Source organism: Rodentibacter caecimuris (genome assembly GCF_001019715.1).
Taxonomy (GTDB): domain Bacteria; phylum Pseudomonadota; class Gammaproteobacteria; order Enterobacterales; family Pasteurellaceae; genus Rodentibacter; species Rodentibacter caecimuris.
This window is the reverse complement of the sequence record NZ_BBXJ01000001.1, coordinates 1,681,060-1,700,332: the sequence shown is the minus strand read 5'-3', so window position 1 is coordinate 1,700,332 and position 19,273 is coordinate 1,681,060. Positions and strand designations below refer to the sequence as shown.

The following is a 19,273-nucleotide window of genomic DNA, read 5'->3' as shown; positions in this document are numbered from 1 at the left end:
TTTTCCTCATCTATGAATTAATAACCTAATAACATTTTTGGTAATGCTAAACTCAATGATGGAACGTAAGTGACCAACAAGAGTGTAAAAATTAAAGCAATATAGAATGGAAGTAATGGTTTAATGACTTGATTAATTTTCACACCACCGACAGAACATCCGATAAATAAAGCACTACCAACCGGTGGTGTACAAATACCAATGGAAAGATTGAATGCCATCAAGATACCAAAATGAACCGGATCCATGCCTAATTCAGTCACAATGGGTAAAAAAATTGGTGTAAAGATAAGTAGTGCTGGCGTCATATCCATAAATACACCCACAATCAAAAGAATAATATTGATGATTAACAGAATGATAATTGGGTTATCGGAGATATTTAATAAGGCATCGCTAATGGTGTAAGGAATATCTGCGTTCGCCATTGCCCAAGACATCCCCATTGATGTACCAATCAAGAGTAATACAATTGCAGTGGTGACAACCGAATCTAAAATAATTTTTGGTAATTCTTTAATAGTGACTTCACGATAGAACACTACCGCAAGAATTAAGGTATAGACCACGGCAAAAGCAGAAGCTTCGGTTGCAGTAAAAATACCGCCGATAATACCACCCATAATTACGATGATTAAGCCAAGACTTGGTAAGGCATCAAGCGTTTTCTTTACTGCTTCGGAACGAGTTGGCTTTGGGGAAACAGGATATTTTCTTCTTTTTGCAATAACAGCAACAATCAGCATAATGGATAAGCCCATTAAAATTCCCGGAATATAACCTGCAAGGAATAATGCGCCAATTGATGTACCGCCTGAAATTAAGGAATAAACGATAAACGTATTGCTTGGTGGGATAAGTAATCCGGTAGGACAAGAGGCAATATTGACCGCAGCGGAAAAGGTAGGATCATAACCTTCTTTCTTTTGTAACGGAGACATAATTCCGCCCATTGCCGCACCGGAGGCAACTGCGGAACCGGAAATAGAACCGAACATCATATTCGCTAACACGTTTACATGCGCTAAAGAACCCGGTAAACGCCCGCCAATAACTTTAGCAAATTCAATCAAGCGCATGGCGATACCGCCACGGTTCATAATGTTACCGGCTAAAATAAAGAAGGGAATGGCAAGTAATGAGAAGCTATCCAATCCTGAAGCCATTTTTTGTGAAATTACCGCAATGGCGGCATCAAATGGGATTGAAAGCATGATTGTGAGAAGTGATGCGATCCCAATTGAAAATGAAATAGGTACGCCAATGAAGAGTAGCACAAAGAAACTTGAACAGAGTACGATAATATTAGACCATTCCATTTTTATTCTCCTTGATGAGCTGAAGCAAGTCGCGATTTTCCATTCATAGTATGAATGTTATCGACAATATCTCTTAAAAGATAAATCAACATAAAGCTGCCGCTTAAAGGAATTGCGAGATAAACCAGCCCCATTTGAATACCTAGTACAGGCGAAATTTGTCCATTATTTACTGTCTCCATCACTAGGTTAAATCCGCCGTAGCACATAATTACTGAGGCAAAAGTTGCACTGATTAAATTAATGATAAGTTGTAAGCGATGTTGATGAATCGGAGAGTGTTCAAATTTACTCATCAGTAAATCAATGGCTAAATGTTTTTTCTGACCAAGCGCATAAGCGGCACCCATTAAACCTACCCAAATAAAGAGAAATCGTGCGATTTCGTCTGTATAGGTACTTGGTGCGTTTAATAGATAGCGAGATAGAACCTGCCAAACTACACAACACACAAGGAATGAACTTAATACAACGCAAAGTGTTGATAAAACCCAATTTATGATGGAAATAAACTTACTCATCAATGACTCCTTCTGTCGTTAATTTTAAATTGGTGGACCAATTATGGGTTAAAACCGTTTTTCTGAAAAGTTTTTTTATTTAAATTTGTGATCTGGATCACCAATTTAAAATAATTGGATTGACCACTTTATTTTTTTTGGTCTATCATCTTTTCAACATCCGAGTTGTTAGCGGGTGCTCTTCAATTTATCTACTATGGGAGAAGCATTATGCGAATCAAAAAAAATATTCTTTCTTATGCGTTAGTTTTGGCACTGTCTGCCGGAATGTCGTTTTCAGCCTCAGCAAAAACAGTATTGAAATTAAGCCATAACAATGACAAAACTCATCCTGTACATATCTCAATGCAATATATGGCGGATGAGGTAAAGAAATTGACTAATGGTGAGGTCGTCGTCCGTATTTATCCGAATAGTCAGCTTGGAACACAGCGTGAATCAATGGAGCTATTACAATCCGGTTCGCTTGATATGGCAAAATCGAATGCGAGTGAATTGGAAGCCTTTGAAGGCTCTTACGGTGCCTATAACATTCCCTATCTTTTCCATAATGTAGATCACTACTATCGAGCTCTCCTTGATCCTGAAGTCGGACAAAAAATTCTTGATTCATCAAAAGGCAAAGGATTTATTGGTTTAACCTATTATGATGGTGGTGCTCGCAGTTTTTATGCGGATAAGCCCATCAAATCTCCTGCCGATCTTAAGGGGATGAAAGTTCGTGTTCAACCGAGCCCGACCGCAGTTGAAATGATGAAATTGATGGGCGCTTCACCAACGCCTTTAGCCTATGGTGAACTCTATACCGCTTTGCAACAAAAAGTGGTAGATGGGGCTGAGAATAATCAAACCGCTTTAACATTAGCCCGTCATGGTGAAGTGGCAAAATTCTTTAGTGAAGATGAACATACCATGATTCCGGATGTTCTTGTTATCGGTCAAAAATCTTGGGATAAATTAACGCTGGAACAGCAAAAGGCACTCAAAAAAGCGGCGGATGATTCCATGATGTATCACAAAGACTTATGGCAAAAAATGATTGCTGAAACAACTCAAGAAGCGAAAGATAAATTGGGTGTGGAATTTGTAAAAGTAGATAAACAACCATTTATTGATGCAACGAAGAGTATGCACGACACTGCCAAAGCAAATCCTTTACTTAAAGATTATGTAGAACGTATTGATAGCTTAATCAACAAATAATAAAGATAAAGGATACCTCCTATCGTATCCTTTCCTTTTGGGATAAATATGAAAAAAATTGCATTTATCGGCGAATGTATGATTGAACTGAATGGTAAGCCATTTAGCGAAATGTGGCAAAGTTATGGTGGCGATACATTAAATTCGGCTACTTATCTGAGTCGAATTAGTTCTCCAAATGATATTCAGGTTCATTATGTTTCTGCATTAGGTACGGATAATTTAAGTTCACAAATGCGTACTCATTGGCAAGCAGACCTCATTCACACGGATTGGGTATTAAAAGATGAAACCCATCAACCGGGTCTATATCTTATCCAACTTGATGAGCAAGGCGAGCGTACCTTTCTTTATTGGCGTAACCAATCCGCCGCGCACTATATGGTACGGCATCCTGATTTTCATTTGGTTTTAACCGGACTTCAACAAGTGGATATGATTTATTTAAGCGGTATTTCACTTGCAATCTTATCTAAAAATGACCGCTCTTTTTTAATTGAACAGTTAATATCATTAACTAAATTAGGTGTAGAAATTGCATTTGATAGCAATTTTCGCCCTAAATTATGGGATTCATTGAAAGAGGCTCAAGATTGTTATTTACAGCTATTACCTCATGTTCGCTTGGCATTAGTCACCTTTGATGATGAACAATTATTATGGGGAGATGAAAACGAGCAAGCCACGCGAACACGATTACATCGAATAGGCATACCAACAGTGATTGTAAAGTGCGGTCAAAATGGTGCTTGTTTTTCAGATTCTCAATCACACCAATATGGGCAGGTCATACCTGAACCGATACAGAATGTTGTTGATACAACATCGGCGGGAGATTCCTTCAACGCCGGATTTTTAAACGGTTACTTACGCGATAAACCGCTCAATATTTGTTGCTATCAAGGCAATCGTGTTGCCGGTATCGTGATTCAACACAAAGGCGCGATTATAGACAAGCACGCCACATCCCATCTTCTATCTGAATTTAATTAACGGAGTATTAATATGAATATTGCAGCTAACCATCATCTGGAAAATAAAGTTATTGTCATCACCGGTGCCGGAGGCATATTGTGTGCCTTTCTAGCAAAGCAACTGGCTCATACTAAAGCAAGTATTGCCCTACTTGATATTAATTTTGAAGCTGCTGATAAAGTTGCACAAGAAATTAACCAAAGGGGAGGTAATGCTAAAGCCTATAAAACAAATGTATTGGAGCTTGAAAGTATTAAAGAAGTACGAGAGCAAATTGCGGCTGATTTCGGTACTTGTGACATTTTAATTAACGGTGCGGGTGGCAATAATCCAAAAGCGACAACAGATAATGAATTTCATCAGTTTGATTTAAATGAAAGCACTAAAACTTTCTTTGATTTAGATAAATCCGGTATTGAGTTTGTCTTTAATCTCAATTATTTGGGAACCTTATTGCCAACTCAAGTTTTTGCCAAAGATATGCTTGGTAAAAAAGGCGCAAATATTATCAATATTTCCAGTATGAATGCCTTTACACCGCTTACAAAAATCCCTGCATATTCAGGCGCCAAAGCGGCAATTAGTAATTTTACCCAATGGCTTGCGGTATATTTTTCAAAAGTGGGTATTCGCTGTAATGCTATCGCACCGGGTTTTTTGATCAGCAATCAAAATCGAGGCTTATTATTTGATGCGGAAGGAAACCCCACTGCACGTGCAAACAAAATTTTGACTAATACCCCAATGGAACGTTTTGGTGAACCGGAAGAATTGCTCGGCGCCTTATTATTCTTAATTGATGATAATTATTCCAGCTTTGTGAATGGTGTTGTAGTCCCTGTTGACGGTGGTTTCTCGGCTTATAGCGGTGTATAGGGGAATCAAATGAAACAATTTATGGACGAAGATTTTTTGCTTTCAACAAATACGGCAAAAACACTCTATCATGACTATGCCAAACATCAGCCTATTTTTGATTATCACTGTCATCTAAACCCAAAAGAGGTCGCTGAGAATCGCCAATTTAAAGACTTAGCTGAAATTTGGTTAGAAGGGGATCACTATAAATGGCGTACATTGCGAACTGCTGGCATTTCAGAAGAATTGATTACAGGCAAAGCGGACAATTACCAAAAATATTTAGCTTGGGCAAAAACTGTTCCGTTTTGTATTGGTAATCCGATTTACCACTGGACACATTTAGAGTTACGTCGTCCTTTCAGTATCACAAATATACTGTTTAATCCGCAAAATGCAGATAAAATTTGGCATCAATGTAATGAAATGTTGCAACAACCGGAATTTTCAGCCCGTGGCATTATGCAGCAAATGAATGTGAAATTGGCAGGTACAACAGATGATCCCATTGATTCATTAGAATATCATCAAGCCATAAAAGATGATGACAGTTTTGATATTGATGTTGTACCAAGCTGGCGACCGGATAAAATTTTTAAAATTGAATTGCCACAATTTAATGAGTATTTGGTTCAATTAAGCGAAGTTGCCGATGTGGATATTCAAACCTTTGCGGATCTACAAAAAGCACTGCTAAAACGATTAGATCATTTTGATGCACATGGTTGCAAATCAGCTGATCATGGTATGGAAATTGTACGTTTTGCGCCCATTCCTGATGAATTGGTACTTAACGAGATTCTTCAAAAACGCTTGCAAAATCAACCGCTCTTTGAAGAAGAAATTGCCCAATTTAGTACTGCTATTTTGGTATGGTTAGCCGCTGAATATTGTAAACGTCAGTGGGTGATGCAAATGCATATTGGCGCAATCCGTAATAATAACAGCAGAATGTTTGCTTTACTTGGTGCAGATAGTGGATTTGATTCTATTGGTGATCGTATGTATGCAGAATCACTTTCCCATTTATTGGATGCAATGGATCGCCAGAATCAACTGCCTAAAACTATTTTATATTGCTTAAATCCGCGTGATAACGAAATGATTGCCAGCATGATTGGTAATTTTCAAACCGGCGGAATTGCAGGCAAAATCCAATTTGGTTCGGGGTGGTGGTTCAATGATCAAAAAGATGGGATGGAACGTCAGTTACAGCAACTCTCACAATTAGGTTTATTAAGCCAATTTGTCGGTATGCTAACTGACTCTCGGAGTTTCTTATCTTATACCCGTCACGAGTATTTCCGACGTATTCTATGTGAAATGGTTGGGAAATGGGTCGAGAACGGTGAAGCGCCAAATGATATGCCTCTGTTAAGCAAAATGATTGAAAATATCTGCTTTAACAATGCTAAACATTATTTTAAATAGGGAAAAACTATGTCATATACAACCAATCAAATCATCGAAAAACTCCGTCGGTTTAAAGTTGTTCCGGTGATTGCATTAGACAATGCGGAAGATATTTTACCGTTAGCAGATAGCTTGGCTAAAAATGGTTTACCGGTGGCGGAAATTACATTTCGTTCGGAGGCTGCGGCGGAGGCGATTCGTCTGTTGCGTTCGGCACGTCCGGATTTCTTGATTGCGGCAGGAACGGTTTTAACGGCGGAGCAAGTGGTTTTAGCCAAAAATAGTGGGGCGGATTTTGTTGTTACACCGGGTTTTAACCCGAAAATTGTGACATTATGTCAAGACCTCGATTTCCCGATTACACCGGGGGTGAATAATCCGATGTCAATTGAGGCGGCGCTAGAATTGGGAATTTCTGCAGTGAAATTTTTTCCGGCAGAAGCGTCGGGCGGCATTAAAATGATCAAAGCCTTACTTGGGCCTTATGGGCAATTACAAATTATGCCGACCGGCGGTATCGGGTTGCATAATATTAAAGATTATCTTGCTATTCCTAATGTGGTGGTTTGTGGTGGTTCTTGGTTTGTGGAGAAACAATTAATTCGTTCACAAAACTGGGATGAGATAGGGCGTTTAGTCAAAGAAGTAGTTGATTTCACGAGATAAAATGAGAGGCTACAGGAAAAGTGCGGTCATAAAAATCGATATTATTGAGCAGTTTCATTAAATTATTTAGAGACAAGTCATTAGTGGACAAAGGCTCAATAGATGGGATGATGGCGCTAAAGTCTTTAGCATAGAGATAAAATAGCGGTAGAGATACCGCTTATTTTCGTTATCAATGTACTTCAAGCTGATTTGTTTTCGTGTAATCCTGCCTCTTTGGCGGAGTTAGTTTAACTGTTTTTGGATGGTGTATCAGAATGTTGCTCAATATCAAAAACAAAAATTCGTTGCGTAATTTCGGCGATAGTGAAGCCTTTAGTCTGTTCATTTTTCTAACAGCTGTCTAAAAAATTGTTCGGCATTTTTAGCATAGCAGATATTAATAAGGGAAATGGAAAAACCATCTCCCTTTGATGAGTTAGTTATTGACTAAAATACACTTTCTTTAACGCCATTTCTAACCCGCGAAATTCGGCTAAACCTTTTAATCGTCCAATGGCGGAATACCCCGGGTTGGTTTTTTTATGTAAATCATCCAACATCTGATGGCCGTGATCTGGGCGCATTGGAATTAAACGGGTTTCACCATGATTTAAGCGGCGATATTCTTCAGTGAGTAATGCTTTTACCACATTAAACATATCTACATCGCCTTCTAAGTGCGCCGCTTCATGGAAACTAAAAGGGTTGTTCTCACGTTGGGTAGAGCGTAAGTGCGTGAAGTAAATTCTATTGGCAAATTGCTCGGTCATTTTTACTAAATCATTGTCAGAGCGCACGCCATAAGAGCCGGTACACATGGTAAACCCGTTTGCCGGTAACGGTTGGGTTTCCACAAACCACTGCATATCTTCAATGGTCGAGACAATACGCGGTAACCCTAAAATCGGGCGTGGCGGATCGTCAGGATGAATGGCCATTTTAATGCCGACTTCTTGTGCAACCGGCACAATTTCATTTAAGAAATAAGCCAAATGGGTACGGAATTTTTCCGGTGAAATCGCGTTATAACGATCTAATTGAGCTTGAAATTCATCAAGTGTATAGCCTTCTTCCGCACCCGGTAAGCCGGCGATAATATTACGTGTTAATTGCTCGATATCTTGTGCAGACATCTTGTCATAATAGCGTTTCGCAGCTGCTTGTTCTTCTTGATTATAAATTTGTTCTGCGCCCGGGCGTTTTAAAATATGAAGTTCAAAGGCGGCAAAAGCGATATGATCAAAACGCAATGCTTTAGAACCGTCGGGCAATTCATAGGCTAAATCGGTGCGGGTCCAGTCTAAAACGGGCATAAAATTGTAGCAAACGGTGTCAATACCGCATTGTGCCAAGTTGCGCAGCGTTTGTTTGTAGTTATCAATCCATTTTTGATAATTGCCGGTTTGTGTTTTAATTTCTTCATGAACCGGCACACTCTCCACGACAGACCACGTGAGGCCGGCATTTTCCACTTCGGCTTTCCGCTTTTCAATTTCTTCAATACACCACACCTCTCCGTTGGGAATATGGTGAAGAGCGGTAACAATACCGGTCGCCCCGGACTGACGAATATCGGATAAAGAAACCGGATCTTTGGGGCCATACCAACGCCATGTTTGTTCCATTTTTAAACTCCTATGTTATTGTAAGTCGTTAGATACCTACAACAACCGGATTTGTATTGAATAGGTATCCGTCAAAATGTGGATCTTCTACATCAGATAACTCAAACAATTTCACTTTTACATTTTCTAAGTGCTGCCACATTGCTTTTCTGGCTGCATTCGCGTTTTTCTTCTGAATTGCCAGTAAAATTGTGTGATGATCTTCTATCCATAAATGGTGATAATCTTTTTGTAAAATTCTACTATGTAACTGAGCCCACATTGCACTGTTAAAACGATATTGCCATAACTGTTCTTGTAATTTTACCAGTACATCATTTTGCGTGATCTCTGCTAATGCAATATGGAAATCTTTGTCTGCGCTGTAGTCATCTTGATTTAGAGCGAGTAATTCTTTTTCTCGATGTAAAATTTGCTTTAAATTTAAAATATCTTTCTTTGTTGCTTGCACTGCCGCAAATTCGGCAATACTACTTTCTAATAACTGGCGAGCTTGTAATAATTCAAAAGGGCCAACATCAGGCAAACTAGTATTTTCTATATCGGAATGAGCTGTGGGTATCCTAACAACGTAAACCCCTGAACCCTTCTTAACTTCTACTAATTTTTCAACTTCCAGCATGACCATTGCTTCACGAACAATCGTTCGACTGACTCCAAATTTTTCAGAAATTTCTCGTTCAGTCGGTAGCTTATCTCCAACAGCATAAATGCCTTGAGATATGTCTCGTTTAAGATATTCCCCAATTCGGGTATATGTTCTATTAGTGATATTTTCCATATTTTCTCCAAAATTGGTACTCCAATTTTTAAATTTTGTGATTTTGGTCACAAAAATAATATTTTGGTATTCCAAAATGATTTTTAATGTCTCATAATCATATCATAGTTAATTACAGCAAGTAATTTTATTCCATTAAGAAAACACGGGGAGTTTGAATATGACAAAGTTAATTAGAGCTATATGCTTGGAAGAGCCTAATAAGGTATCGGTAAAAGAAGTGGTGTACCCTCAAAAAGGCAACAATGACGTACTTATCCAAGTTGAATCAATGGGAATCTGTGGGTCGGATATTGGGGCATATAGAGGTACAAATCCATTAGTAACCTATCCAAGAATACTAGGTCATGAGATTGTAGGCAGAATTATAGAAAGTGGAATTGGTATGCCTGAAAATGTAAAAGTTGGCGATCGAGTTATAGTAGATCCCTATGTGTACTGTGGTAAGTGCTATCCTTGCTCAATTGGTAGAACAAATTGTTGTGAATCCTTAAAGGTTATTGGTGTACATATTGATGGGGGGATGCAAGAGGTCATTAGGCATCCTGCTCATCTTATAACGAAAGTACCCGATAATTTACCAATCAACCAACTACCTCTGGCAGAGCCTTTAACGATTGCTTTACATGCTTTGCATAGAGCAAATTTAAAAGAGAACGAACACATTATTATTATCGGTGCGGGCGCTATCGGATTAATGGCTGCATTAGTCGCTATTCAATACGGCGCAGTCCCTATTTTAGTCGATATTTTGGATAAACGACTTGAGTATGCCCAATCTTTAGGAATAGAACATATCATCAATCCTCAAAAAGAAGATGATATTAACAGAATCAAAGAAATCACAAATAGCCGTATGGCTGAAGTCGTAATGGAAGCTTCAGGCGCAAACAGTTCAATAAAAAACACGCTGCATTATGCATCTTTTGCAGGACGTATTGCGCTAACTGGATGGCCAAAGGCAGAAACACCGTTACCAACTAATTTAATAACATTCAAAGAACTAAATATCTATGGTTCTAGAACAAGTAAAGGTGAATTTGAAGAAGCATTAAACATGCTTTCTACACATAAAATTGATGCATCTAATATTATTACCAAAAGCATAAATTTTGAGGAAATCCCTAATTTTATTTCTGAATTATCAAATAACCCAGAGAATTATTTAAAAATTAATGCTGTTTTCCAGATGAATAATCAATAATGAGGATAAAATCATGAGAAAAAATACATTGAGTAAATTATTACTTGTTTCTAGCATACTATTTAGTGGCAGTGTTTTTGCAAAAACAATTATTAAGTTAGGCCATTATAATTCTGATATGCATCCGTCTCATATAGCATTACAAGAATATTTTAAGAAAACAGTTGAAAATGAAACGGATCATCGCTACGAAATTAGAATTTATCCTAATAACCAATTAGGTGGGGAAGATCAAATTTTAAATGGTTTACGTAACGGCACTATTGAAGCCGGTATTACAGGTTTATTATTACAAAATGTTGATCCTATTTTTGGTGTATGGGAGTGGCCTTATCTCTTTAAAGACAATCAAGAAGCGAAAAAAGTGTTGGAGTCTCCCGTTGCCAATGAAATTGGTCAAAAAATGGAAACATATGGTATTAAATTACTTGCTTATGGTATGAATGGATTTCGTGTTATTTCATCAAATAAAAAATTAGAAAAATTTGATGACTTCAAGGGGTTGCGTTTAAGAGTTCCATTAAACTCATTATTTGTTGATTGGGCAAAAGCAATGAGTATTAACTCGCAAAGTATGCCACTTAGCGAGGTGTTTACCGCATTAGAACAAAAAGTTATTGATGGTCAAGAAAACCCTTATATGCTAATTAAAGATTCCGGTTTATACGAAGTGCAAAAATATATTATTCAGACTAATCATATTTTCTCTCCCGGTTTATTACAAATTAGTTTAAAAACATGGAATAAAATTCCTAAAGAAGATCAAGCTATTTTCCAAAAAGCAGCTAAATTATACCAAGAGAAAGAATGGGAATTAGCAATAGAGAAAGAGTCTGAAGTTAAAGACTATCTTGCTAAGCATGGAAATGAAATTATTGTTCCTAATGAATCATTCAAGACTGACATGATAAGTGCTTCAAAATCTTTATATGATGATTTTTATAAGAAGTATGATTGGGCTAAAGAGATTGTACAGAAAATTAATGATGCTAAATAATAAAATATGAGTATAGCCTCCACTTTAATTCTATTAAAGTGGGGGAATAAGGAAATAATCTTATGAAAATAGTAAAGTATTTGGATAAAATATTAGAATATATTTCTATGTTAGCCTTAATTATTATGATTTCACTTGTCTTTTTCAATTCATTATTAAGGTACTTTTTTGATTCCGGTATTGCTTTTTCGGAGGAGTTTTCTAGGATTTGCTTTGTATATATGATTTTCTTAGGAATAATTTTAGTTGCTAAAGATAAAGCTCATTTGACAGTTGATATTGTTATTTCATCCTTACCTGAAAAATATAAAAAAATAGTATCACTTATTTCTAATTTATGTGTTTTGGTTTCAATGATATTCATTGCTTTTGGCGCATTGCAATTAATGGCTTTAACATATACACAAAAAATGCCTGCAACAGGAATATCTTCATCTTTTTTATATCTTGCAGCGGTTATCTCATCAGTCTCATATTTCTTTATTATCATATTTAGTGTAATCAAAGATAATAAAAATTCTTTGGATAAATAGGAGATTAAAATGTTACTATTATTTTTAGGTAGTTTATTTTTCTTATTATTCCTTGGCGTTCCCGTTGCTTTATCAATGTTATTAAGTGCAAGCATTATGCTATATCATCTTGATATGTTTGACACTCAATTAATTACAGAAAATTTTGTAATGGGAACTAATAACTTTCCTCTAATGGCTATTCCATTTTTTATGCTTACAGGGGAAATTATGAAACACGGTGGAATATCAGAGAGAATTATTAACTTCGCCACAAGTATGGTAGGGCATATTAAAGGTGGATTAGGTTATGTTGCAATCATTTCGGGATTAATCTTTGCTGGATTATCCGGATCTGCCGTTGCAGATACTGCTGCATTGGGTGCAATACTTATTCCAATGATGGTATCAAAAAAATATGATGCAGCTCGTTCCACCGGACTTATTTGTGCAGCAGGTATTATCTCTGTCGTTATCCCTCCTAGTATTCCTATGATTATTTATGGCATTACTGCAGGTGCTTCTATAACTAAACTATTTATGGGAGGAACAGTTCCCGGCTTGTTAATGGTTATAGGATTATGGTTTGTCTGGAAAATGCTTTATCGGAATAATGATTCAAGTTTAGAGAGAAAACAAAGTGGAAAAGAAATATGGAGTGCATTCAAAAAAGCATTCTGGCCGTTACTCCTACCTGTAATCATTATTGTTGGCTTAAGAGGAGGAATTTTTACACCAACGGAAGCGGGAGTTGTGGCAGCCATTTATGCCGGATTAGTTAGTGCAGCTTATAAAGAATTAACATTAGCTAAATTAAGAGAAGTTTTTATCGGAACAATTAAAACAACCTCAATGGTAATGTTTGTTGCAGCGGCGGCAATGATCTCAGCTTTTGCAATAACAGTTGCTCAAATTCCAACCGAATTAGTTCAAACAATTAAAGGATTAACTGATAGTCCAACAATTCTCATGCTAATTATTATGCTATTTTTATTATTAGTAGGATGTGTTATGGATTTAATTCCGGCTGTATTAATCTTTGTACCGGTATTATTACCTCTATTAAGAGCATATAATATTGATATTGCTTATTTCGGCATCATGATGGTAATTAATTTATCTATTGGACTAATCACTCCACCGGTTGGAACGGTATTATATGTTGGTTCCGGAATATCTAAATTAGGCATTGGAAAGTTATCTAAAGGTATTTCTCCATTCTTACTAATATACGCAATTATTATGCTATTAATGGTATTTTTTCCTGATATCGTCATTGTTCCAATGAATTGGTTATCTTAATGAAGTAGCAATATTATTGTTAATTTAATAGTGAACAATATTACATTTATCGGTAAATATATGATTGAACGGAATGGTAAGTCATTTGGTGAAATATGGCAAAGTTATGCTGGCGATAGATTAAATTCAGCCACTTATCTGAGCCTAAATAGCTTTCCAAATGATATTCAGGGTTCATTATGTTTTCTGCCGGTACGGATAACTTAAGTTCACAAATTCCTAATGTAGTGGTTTGTGGTGAAACAACAGCTCCGGTCAAAAAACTGGGATTCAATGGGGCGTTTAGTCAAAGACGTGGTTGATTTAGCGGGATAAAATAAAAGACTAAAAAAAGTGCGGTCATAAAAATTATTGTTTTTTGACCGCACTTTTGTCACTATGCTTTTTTTAAAAATTCAGATTTCAACATGATTTTGCCACAATCAACATTATGATCGCCCTTGGCTAAACGAATATTTTTAAATTTTATGCCTTTTTTTAAGACTTCAGATGAACCTTTCAATTTTAGATCCTTAATTAAAAGTACATCATCCCCATCTGCAAGTAGGTTGCCATTACTGTCTTTCACAATAAGTTGATCGTCATCTGACTCAACCGGCTCAGTGCCGTTCCATTCATAAGCACAGTCCGGACAAACGAAGTTTACCGAATCGTGATAGACATATTCACTCTGGCATTTTGGGCAAGCAGGCATTTGTTCCATAGGTTATTCCTTTTTTATTCAATTATGATGAACGCATGAGTATAGCAAAAAATAAGGTATTCACCAAAAGTGCGGTTACTTTAGGGAAAATGGGGAACAACTTTCTTTGCTTATAAGAATATTGAATAATTCTATACGTATGATCTGAAAGACTATATTTCTAGGCCGGTTTAAGCTGTGACAACGTGAGGGGAAGTCTATACTGATAAATATAAAACCAGCTATTAAGCTGGTTTTATTGGTTTAGAAGGGTTAGTTCAAATCGTCAATGAGAACATAAATTTGAGAAACGGGGCCGTGGACACCGACAACTTTAATTAGCTCAATATCTGCGGTAGCACTTGGGCCGGAAATAATATTAATGCAGGATGGCATACGTTCTCCAACGAGGGCTTTTTCATGAAGAATTTGAGCTAATTGAGCAACACGCGGAAGTACCGCACTTTTACGAATGACGACAATTGATTTTTCAGGTAATAAACTTGTTGAGCGACCATTTTCCTTAGCGGAAAATAAAACAACGCCTCCTGATTCCGCAAGCCCGTATTCACCGTGTACGATGCCAATATTCGCTTTGGCTGATTTTATGATGTTTTCGTCACCATTATCGTAATCCCACACGTAACTGTCGAATGTATTTTTTACCGCATCAATAATACCAAGCTCTTCAAGGCGGGAATCATGGTTAAGTACGATGCTACCGCCACCATATTTTTCGCAGACATCTATAATCGCTTTTGTGACATTCTCTTCTTTCGTTTCAACAATATCTACTAATAGAATTTTCGCGAAATTTATAAATTCATCACAAAGTTCGCTTTGAGATAAATGTGTTAAACGAGTCAAAGGATAGTTATTTAATGGCTCTTCCATGGGCGTTGGCACTAATTGGCGTGTTCTACCCATTTTATTTGCAAGTTTATTTAAGAAATTTTCTCTGTTTTCTAAATTCATTGTTATTAATTCCTTCTGAATTATTTCCGTTTCGTAAACCATTCACGGAAGCTTTCGCCATCGCTGCTCGGTAAATCACGGGCTTTTGTCCATTCACCTAATGCCCCCATTTTAATTGCAGGTTTTCCATTTTTGATAAATTTACTTATCGCTTTTGCCCCGACTTTAACTCCCATATTCCAAAGAGTAGGGTGGGAATTGGCAAATGTGAAGCCCTTAATTTCCAGTTGTTCGATTTTTGGTGTAATGCCTTGTTCTACCATTTTTTCACGATGTTTAAGAATGAGTTGGGCAAGTGGAATCTTAACAGGGCAAACACTGTTACATGCGTTACAAAGTGAACAAGCATAAGGTAATTCCTTAAATTCTTTGTAACCGCCTAGAAGAGGAGATATGACAGCACCGATTGGCCCTGGATAGATGGAACCATAGCCGTGTCCGCCGATTTGGCGATAAGCAGGGCAGGTGTTTAGACATGCGCCACAGCGAATACAACGTAGAACTTCCTTGAATTCACTTTCTAAAATCGCTGAACGTCCATTATCAACAATTACTAAATGGAAATCCTCCGGGCCGTCAGCTTCATTTTCTAGACGTGGGCCTGTAAGCCAAGTATTGTAGGCGGTTAATTTTGCGCCTACAGCACTGCGACAAAGCATTGTAATTAGTACATCGACTTCTTTAAAGGTTGGTGCGATACGTTCCATCCCCATTACAGCGATATGTGTTTTCGGAACAGTTGTGGCTAACCGTAAGTTGCCTTCATTTGTTACTAAACAAACCGAACCTGTTTCAGGTACGGCAAAGTTACAGCCCGAAATTCCAATATCCGCCTTTAAGAAATCTTTTCGTAAAACTTTACGGATAAACGCATTCATTTCTTCCGGTTGCTCAGTACCTTCATAGCCCAATACTTCGTGTAATTCTTTTCGAATACGATGACGATCTTTATGGATGGCCGGTACAACAATATGAGAGGGCTTATCGCCAACAATTTGGAGTAAATATTCACCTAGATCCGTTTCAACGACTTTTATTCCTTCGGTTTCCAAAACTGAATTTAAACCGATCTCTTCCGTTACCATTGATTTTGATTTAACAATAGTTTTAGCTTTTTTCTCTAGGGCAACTTTACGGATATAATCGCTTGCTTCTTCAGCCGTTTCGGCAAAAAAAACGTGTCCCCCGTTTTGGGTGACTTTTTCACTTAATTGATATAAGTAGGCATCTAAATTAGCTAAAACATGATTACGGAATTGTTTAGAAAGATCACGCCATTCTTCCCAATGCCCTAATTCATCAACCATTTTTTGGCGGTTTGCACCAATGGTTTCTTGAGCCTTGATTACCGCTTTACGCATGATTTCATTGTGAATTTGCTGTTCGACACGTTCTTTAAAAGGAAGGTTGTTGGTTTGTAAATGGGACATATTAAACTTCTCCTTGTTGCATTAGAACTTCTGCAATATGCATAACTTTTACTTTTTTGCCTTCACGTTGTAAACGCCCGCCAATATTAATTAAACAGCTTACATCTGCACCAATTAAATAATCCGGTTCAACCTCGGTAATATTTTTTACTTTCTCTGTAACCATTTCTCCGGAAATTTCTGCCATTTTAACTGAAAATGTTCCGCCAAAACCGCAACAGGTTTGTTGATTGTGAATTGGAAGAAGTTCTAAACCTTTTACGTTGCGAAGCAAAGCGAGAGGCTCATCGATGATACCGAGTTTACGGCTTAAACTACAAGAAGGATGATAAACAGCTTTGCCTGTTAATGTGGCTCCAATATCGGTTTTTCCGAGAACATTGACGATAAAATCGGTAAGATCATAAAAGCGTTTTGATATATTTTCTGCTCGTTTTGCCCATTCGGTTTCACCAAATCGATTAAAATATTCTGGATAATATTTAATTGCAGAAACGCATGAACCGGCCGGAGCGACGATAGGATGATCGTTTACTTCAAAGGTTTCAACTAAATTTTTCATTCCGGCTAAGGCTTGTTTCGTATAACCGCTATTTATCGCAGGTTGCCCACAACAACCTTGTTTTTCTAGGAAAATGACATTGCACCCCAACTTTTCGAGCAAGAGAACGGTGTTTTTTGCAACACCGGCTTTCACGACATCTGCAATGCAGGTCACATAAAAATTTACATTCATTTGATATGCCTATTAAAATTAAGAATAAGAAAAAATCGTATTTATACTACTGTTATAGTACAAAAGGAAGTATAAATACTTCCTTTTAGGTTTAGTAAAATATAAATTTGTAGTGTTATTTCTCTATATTAAACATTGAAAAACATTGGAATAATAGTTAATGCCACTACTGCTGCAATAACACCATACACAAACATTGGTATGACAGTTTTCTTAATAATTGCACCTTCTTGGTTTTGAATATTTAAAACAGAGTTTACCGCAACGATGTTATTAATACAAACCATGTTGCCCATCGCTCCCCCAACAGATTGTAGTGCTAGAATGAGGCTTGCTGATAACCCGGTAATTTCTGCTGTCGATAATTGTACACTACCGAAAGTGAGATTTGAGACGGTATTAGAACCTGAGAAGAACGCGCCTACCGCTCCTAAGTAAGAAGCGAAGATTGTCCAATATTCTCCGGTTGCTTGAGCAAAGCTTTTACCAATAATTTTAACCATTGAAGCATCACCGCCAACAAGCATTAAGTTTACCATGATTAATGCGCCGACAAGTGCATAAAATGGGTTTCTGGATTGTTTCAAACTACCGATAAAAATCGATTTGGTTTTTTGAGCGTTCATTGTAAACAACGGTACGCAAATTAGAACGGTAATAATAAATGGAATTAAAGCCGGAACATAAAGTAATTTGTAGCTGGCATTTACATTAGTGCCGAAAATTTCTTTTAAGCTGAAAATTAAACCTTTACTGATTTCAAATTGTCCGAGAGAACCAAGCTGTACTGCAAACCAAGTTGTTGCATCGTTCATCATGGCTTTGAATGGTAGTTGTTGAATACGGGTTACGATTAAAAACAAAATCAGTAAGCCTGTTGGTAATAATGCTTTAGCTACTTCTTTGCCATTGACTCCCGTATTATCTAATGTATTTTCTACTTTCGCTAAGCCAATACCTTTATTCGCTACAAATACGGAAATAAACATACCGATTGCACCGCCGACTAAAGACGGGAATTCATAATTTATCTGTGCAAGGAAGAAATAAGGGATAACGCACGCAAAAATACTAATATAAATAAATACGATATTTTGGCGGATTTCTTTTCCGGACACGATAAAACGCAACGCAATGAGTGGAATGACTAATGCAGCAAAAGCATGAATGGTTGCTGTTATTGAACCTATTTCAAGTATTTGACTCTCTGCTAAATTTAATGGGCCAAATCCGAACCAAGTTGGTGTACCTACCGCCCCAAAAGAAACGGGAACTGAGTTCATAATTAAGGCTAAAACGGCAACTTTTATTGGGTTAAAGCCTAAGCCGACAAGAATAGGAGCGGCAATTGCTGCAGGTGTACCAAAACCACTAGCGCCTTCAATCATAAAAGCAAAGGCCCAGCCGATAATCATTATTTGTGCGACCGGATTGGGGTTGATTTCACCTAACCATTTACGCAAGGTATCGGTTACGCCGGACGCTTCCGAAAAACGATTAAATAAAATCGCTCCGAAAATAACCGTAATAGGCGTTTGCACCGCAATAATGGCAGAAGCGATATTGGCACTGACTGTTGAAATATCGGTACCAAAATAAATAAGCTGAATAATCAGCACCACCACGGCAATCCAAGGAAGAGCAACATAAGAAGGAAGTGCATTACGTTTTACCATTAGATAAATCAGTAAAACAATTGGAAAGATACTAAAAAAAAGAGCCATAGGATTCCTTATATAACTAGGGGTTCTTTAAGATTGTTAGGTTAATTGGTGATGAATTGTAAATAAGTTATTGGATAAATAAAGTAAAATGTTGAAAAATTGTGACTTTGATCATAAAAATTATTTAAATATATTGAATGATTACCTAAAGTAGGTAGATAAAAGTGCGTCAATTTTGACCGCACTTTTTTAGTTTTTCGGTATTATGTAGCAGTTGCACAAACTTAGATTTTATCTCATCGCTAGGGACACCATGCCGGCGTCCGAAAAAATTCAATGATTTTAAAAGGTTGTATGCGGACGCCAGCGTGGCATCTCTAAATTTTCTTTAAATTGTACATTTGCTACATAATGCCGTAGTTTTTTAA

Annotated in this window: 19 protein-coding genes; 10 read left to right on the top strand and 9 right to left on the bottom strand. The window is 37.2% G+C overall.

Annotated features, from left to right (window positions below; translation table 11 throughout):
* Nucleotides 1-17: 17 nt before the first annotated feature.
* Complete coding sequence (locus PNEUHYL_RS08395; RefSeq protein WP_059367105.1) at nt 18-1,319, bottom strand: TRAP transporter large permease; 1,302 nt, start codon at nt 1,317-1,319, stop codon at nt 18-20.
* Nucleotides 1,320-1,321: 2 nt separating this feature from the next.
* Nucleotides 1,322-1,840 (bottom strand): TRAP transporter small permease, encoded by a 519-nt coding sequence (locus PNEUHYL_RS08390; protein ID WP_059367101.1) that lies wholly within the window; start codon nt 1,838-1,840, stop codon nt 1,322-1,324.
* A gap of 210 nt (nt 1,841-2,050) precedes the next feature.
* On the opposite strand from PNEUHYL_RS08390, the gene PNEUHYL_RS08385 reads away from it, so the two are divergent.
* The 5 genes from PNEUHYL_RS08385 to PNEUHYL_RS08365 are packed head-to-tail and all read left to right on the top strand — an operon-like array spanning nt 2,051 to nt 6,955.
* Nucleotides 2,051-3,043: a TRAP transporter substrate-binding protein gene (locus PNEUHYL_RS08385; RefSeq protein WP_059367097.1), complete on the top strand. Its 993-nt coding sequence runs from the start codon at nt 2,051-2,053 to the stop codon at nt 3,041-3,043.
* Nucleotides 3,044-3,091: 48 nt separating this feature from the next.
* Complete coding sequence (locus PNEUHYL_RS08380) at nt 3,092-4,036, top strand: sugar kinase (protein ID WP_059367094.1); 945 nt, start codon at nt 3,092-3,094, stop codon at nt 4,034-4,036.
* Between the two features lie 12 nt (nt 4,037-4,048).
* On the top strand, nt 4,049-4,894 hold the full coding sequence (locus PNEUHYL_RS08375; protein WP_059367091.1) for an SDR family oxidoreductase: 846 nt from the start codon (nt 4,049-4,051) through the stop codon (nt 4,892-4,894).
* Nucleotides 4,895-4,903: 9 nt separating this feature from the next.
* Complete coding sequence (gene uxaC / locus PNEUHYL_RS08370; RefSeq protein ID WP_059367087.1) at nt 4,904-6,307, top strand: glucuronate isomerase; 1,404 nt, start codon at nt 4,904-4,906, stop codon at nt 6,305-6,307.
* A gap of 9 nt (nt 6,308-6,316) precedes the next feature.
* Entirely contained in the window at nt 6,317-6,955 is a 639-nt protein-coding gene (locus tag PNEUHYL_RS08365) for a bifunctional 4-hydroxy-2-oxoglutarate aldolase/2-dehydro-3-deoxy-phosphogluconate aldolase (protein WP_059367084.1), read from the top strand.
* A gap of 422 nt (nt 6,956-7,377) precedes the next feature.
* On the opposite strand, the gene uxuA is transcribed toward PNEUHYL_RS08365, so the two are convergent.
* On the bottom strand, nt 7,378-8,562 hold the full coding sequence (uxuA, locus tag PNEUHYL_RS08360; protein WP_059367083.1) for a mannonate dehydratase: 1,185 nt from the start codon (nt 8,560-8,562) through the stop codon (nt 7,378-7,380).
* A gap of 28 nt (nt 8,563-8,590) precedes the next feature.
* The gene (locus PNEUHYL_RS08355) at nt 8,591-9,343 is read right to left on the bottom strand and encodes a GntR family transcriptional regulator (protein WP_059368848.1); all 753 of its coding nucleotides are present in this window, start codon (nt 9,341-9,343) and stop codon (nt 8,591-8,593) included.
* A gap of 160 nt (nt 9,344-9,503) precedes the next feature.
* On the opposite strand from PNEUHYL_RS08355, the gene PNEUHYL_RS08350 reads away from it, so the two are divergent.
* The 5 genes from PNEUHYL_RS08350 (at nt 9,504) to PNEUHYL_RS13775 (ending at nt 13,660) form a co-directional block, all read left to right on the top strand.
* Entirely contained in the window at nt 9,504-10,547 is a 1,044-nt protein-coding gene (locus tag PNEUHYL_RS08350) for a zinc-binding dehydrogenase (RefSeq protein ID WP_059367080.1), read from the top strand.
* A gap of 13 nt (nt 10,548-10,560) precedes the next feature.
* On the top strand, nt 10,561-11,544 hold the full coding sequence (locus PNEUHYL_RS08345; RefSeq protein WP_059367077.1) for a TRAP transporter substrate-binding protein: 984 nt from the start codon (nt 10,561-10,563) through the stop codon (nt 11,542-11,544).
* A 62-nt stretch (nt 11,545-11,606) separates the two neighbouring features.
* Nucleotides 11,607-12,077: a TRAP transporter small permease gene (locus PNEUHYL_RS08340; RefSeq protein ID WP_059367075.1), complete on the top strand. Its 471-nt coding sequence runs from the start codon at nt 11,607-11,609 to the stop codon at nt 12,075-12,077.
* A gap of 9 nt (nt 12,078-12,086) precedes the next feature.
* The gene (locus tag PNEUHYL_RS08335) at nt 12,087-13,358 is read left to right on the top strand and encodes a TRAP transporter large permease (protein WP_059367074.1); all 1,272 of its coding nucleotides are present in this window, start codon (nt 12,087-12,089) and stop codon (nt 13,356-13,358) included.
* Nucleotides 13,359-13,537: 179 nt separating this feature from the next.
* A complete protein-coding gene (locus PNEUHYL_RS13775) occupies nt 13,538-13,660 on the top strand; it encodes a hypothetical protein (RefSeq protein WP_255204588.1) in 123 nt (40 codons plus the stop codon).
* A 74-nt stretch (nt 13,661-13,734) separates the two neighbouring features.
* On the opposite strand, the gene PNEUHYL_RS08325 is transcribed toward PNEUHYL_RS13775, so the two are convergent.
* The 5 genes from PNEUHYL_RS08325 to PNEUHYL_RS08305 all read right to left on the bottom strand — a co-directional run bounded on the left by PNEUHYL_RS08325 (nt 13,735) and on the right by PNEUHYL_RS08305 (nt 18,905).
* Nucleotides 13,735-14,052 carry a zinc ribbon domain-containing protein YjdM gene (locus tag PNEUHYL_RS08325; protein WP_418066643.1) on the bottom strand — a complete coding sequence of 106 codons (318 nt, stop codon included), beginning with the start codon at nt 14,050-14,052 and terminating at the stop codon, nt 13,735-13,737.
* Between the two features lie 261 nt (nt 14,053-14,313).
* The gene (locus PNEUHYL_RS08320; protein ID WP_059367070.1) at nt 14,314-15,015 is read right to left on the bottom strand and encodes a LutC/YkgG family protein; all 702 of its coding nucleotides are present in this window, start codon (nt 15,013-15,015) and stop codon (nt 14,314-14,316) included.
* Nucleotides 15,016-15,035: 20 nt separating this feature from the next.
* Nucleotides 15,036-16,445: a LutB/LldF family L-lactate oxidation iron-sulfur protein gene (locus tag PNEUHYL_RS08315; RefSeq protein WP_059367067.1), complete on the bottom strand. Its 1,410-nt coding sequence runs from the start codon at nt 16,443-16,445 to the stop codon at nt 15,036-15,038.
* 1 nt (nt 16,446) lies between these two features.
* On the bottom strand, nt 16,447-17,181 hold the full coding sequence (locus PNEUHYL_RS08310) for a (Fe-S)-binding protein (RefSeq protein ID WP_059367065.1): 735 nt from the start codon (nt 17,179-17,181) through the stop codon (nt 16,447-16,449).
* Nucleotides 17,182-17,309: 128 nt separating this feature from the next.
* On the bottom strand, nt 17,310-18,905 hold the full coding sequence (locus PNEUHYL_RS08305; protein ID WP_059367063.1) for a lactate permease LctP family transporter: 1,596 nt from the start codon (nt 18,903-18,905) through the stop codon (nt 17,310-17,312).
* Nucleotides 18,906-19,273 lie beyond the last annotated feature (368 nt).

Coding starts and splice junctions, on each gene's coding strand:
- PNEUHYL_RS08350 (WP_059367080.1), top strand. CDS start 9,504: ATGACAAAGTTAATTAGAGCTATATGCTTGGAAGAGCCTAATAAGGTA.
- uxuA (WP_059367083.1), bottom strand. CDS start 8,562: ATGGAACAAACATGGCGTTGGTATGGCCCCAAAGATCCGGTTTCTTTA.
- PNEUHYL_RS08345 (WP_059367077.1), top strand. CDS start 10,561: ATGAGAAAAAATACATTGAGTAAATTATTACTTGTTTCTAGCATACTA.
- PNEUHYL_RS08390 (WP_059367101.1), bottom strand. CDS start 1,840: ATGAGTAAGTTTATTTCCATCATAAATTGGGTTTTATCAACACTTTGC.
- PNEUHYL_RS08355 (WP_059368848.1), bottom strand. CDS start 9,343: ATGGAAAATATCACTAATAGAACATATACCCGAATTGGGGAATATCTT.
- PNEUHYL_RS13775 (WP_255204588.1), top strand. CDS start 13,538: ATGTTTTCTGCCGGTACGGATAACTTAAGTTCACAAATTCCTAATGTA.
- PNEUHYL_RS08385 (WP_059367097.1), top strand. CDS start 2,051: ATGCGAATCAAAAAAAATATTCTTTCTTATGCGTTAGTTTTGGCACTG.
- uxaC (WP_059367087.1), top strand. CDS start 4,904: ATGAAACAATTTATGGACGAAGATTTTTTGCTTTCAACAAATACGGCA.
- PNEUHYL_RS08395 (WP_059367105.1), bottom strand. CDS start 1,319: ATGGAATGGTCTAATATTATCGTACTCTGTTCAAGTTTCTTTGTGCTA.
- PNEUHYL_RS08305 (WP_059367063.1), bottom strand. CDS start 18,905: ATGGCTCTTTTTTTTAGTATCTTTCCAATTGTTTTACTGATTTATCTA.
- PNEUHYL_RS08320 (WP_059367070.1), bottom strand. CDS start 15,015: ATGAATTTAGAAAACAGAGAAAATTTCTTAAATAAACTTGCAAATAAA.
- PNEUHYL_RS08340 (WP_059367075.1), top strand. CDS start 11,607: ATGAAAATAGTAAAGTATTTGGATAAAATATTAGAATATATTTCTATG.
- PNEUHYL_RS08365 (WP_059367084.1), top strand. CDS start 6,317: ATGTCATATACAACCAATCAAATCATCGAAAAACTCCGTCGGTTTAAA.
- PNEUHYL_RS08325 (WP_418066643.1), bottom strand. CDS start 14,052: ATGCCTGCTTGCCCAAAATGCCAGAGTGAATATGTCTATCACGATTCG.
- PNEUHYL_RS08315 (WP_059367067.1), bottom strand. CDS start 16,445: ATGTCCCATTTACAAACCAACAACCTTCCTTTTAAAGAACGTGTCGAA.
- PNEUHYL_RS08335 (WP_059367074.1), top strand. CDS start 12,087: ATGTTACTATTATTTTTAGGTAGTTTATTTTTCTTATTATTCCTTGGC.
- PNEUHYL_RS08380 (WP_059367094.1), top strand. CDS start 3,092: ATGAAAAAAATTGCATTTATCGGCGAATGTATGATTGAACTGAATGGT.
- PNEUHYL_RS08310 (WP_059367065.1), bottom strand. CDS start 17,181: ATGAATGTAAATTTTTATGTGACCTGCATTGCAGATGTCGTGAAAGCC.
- PNEUHYL_RS08375 (WP_059367091.1), top strand. CDS start 4,049: ATGAATATTGCAGCTAACCATCATCTGGAAAATAAAGTTATTGTCATC.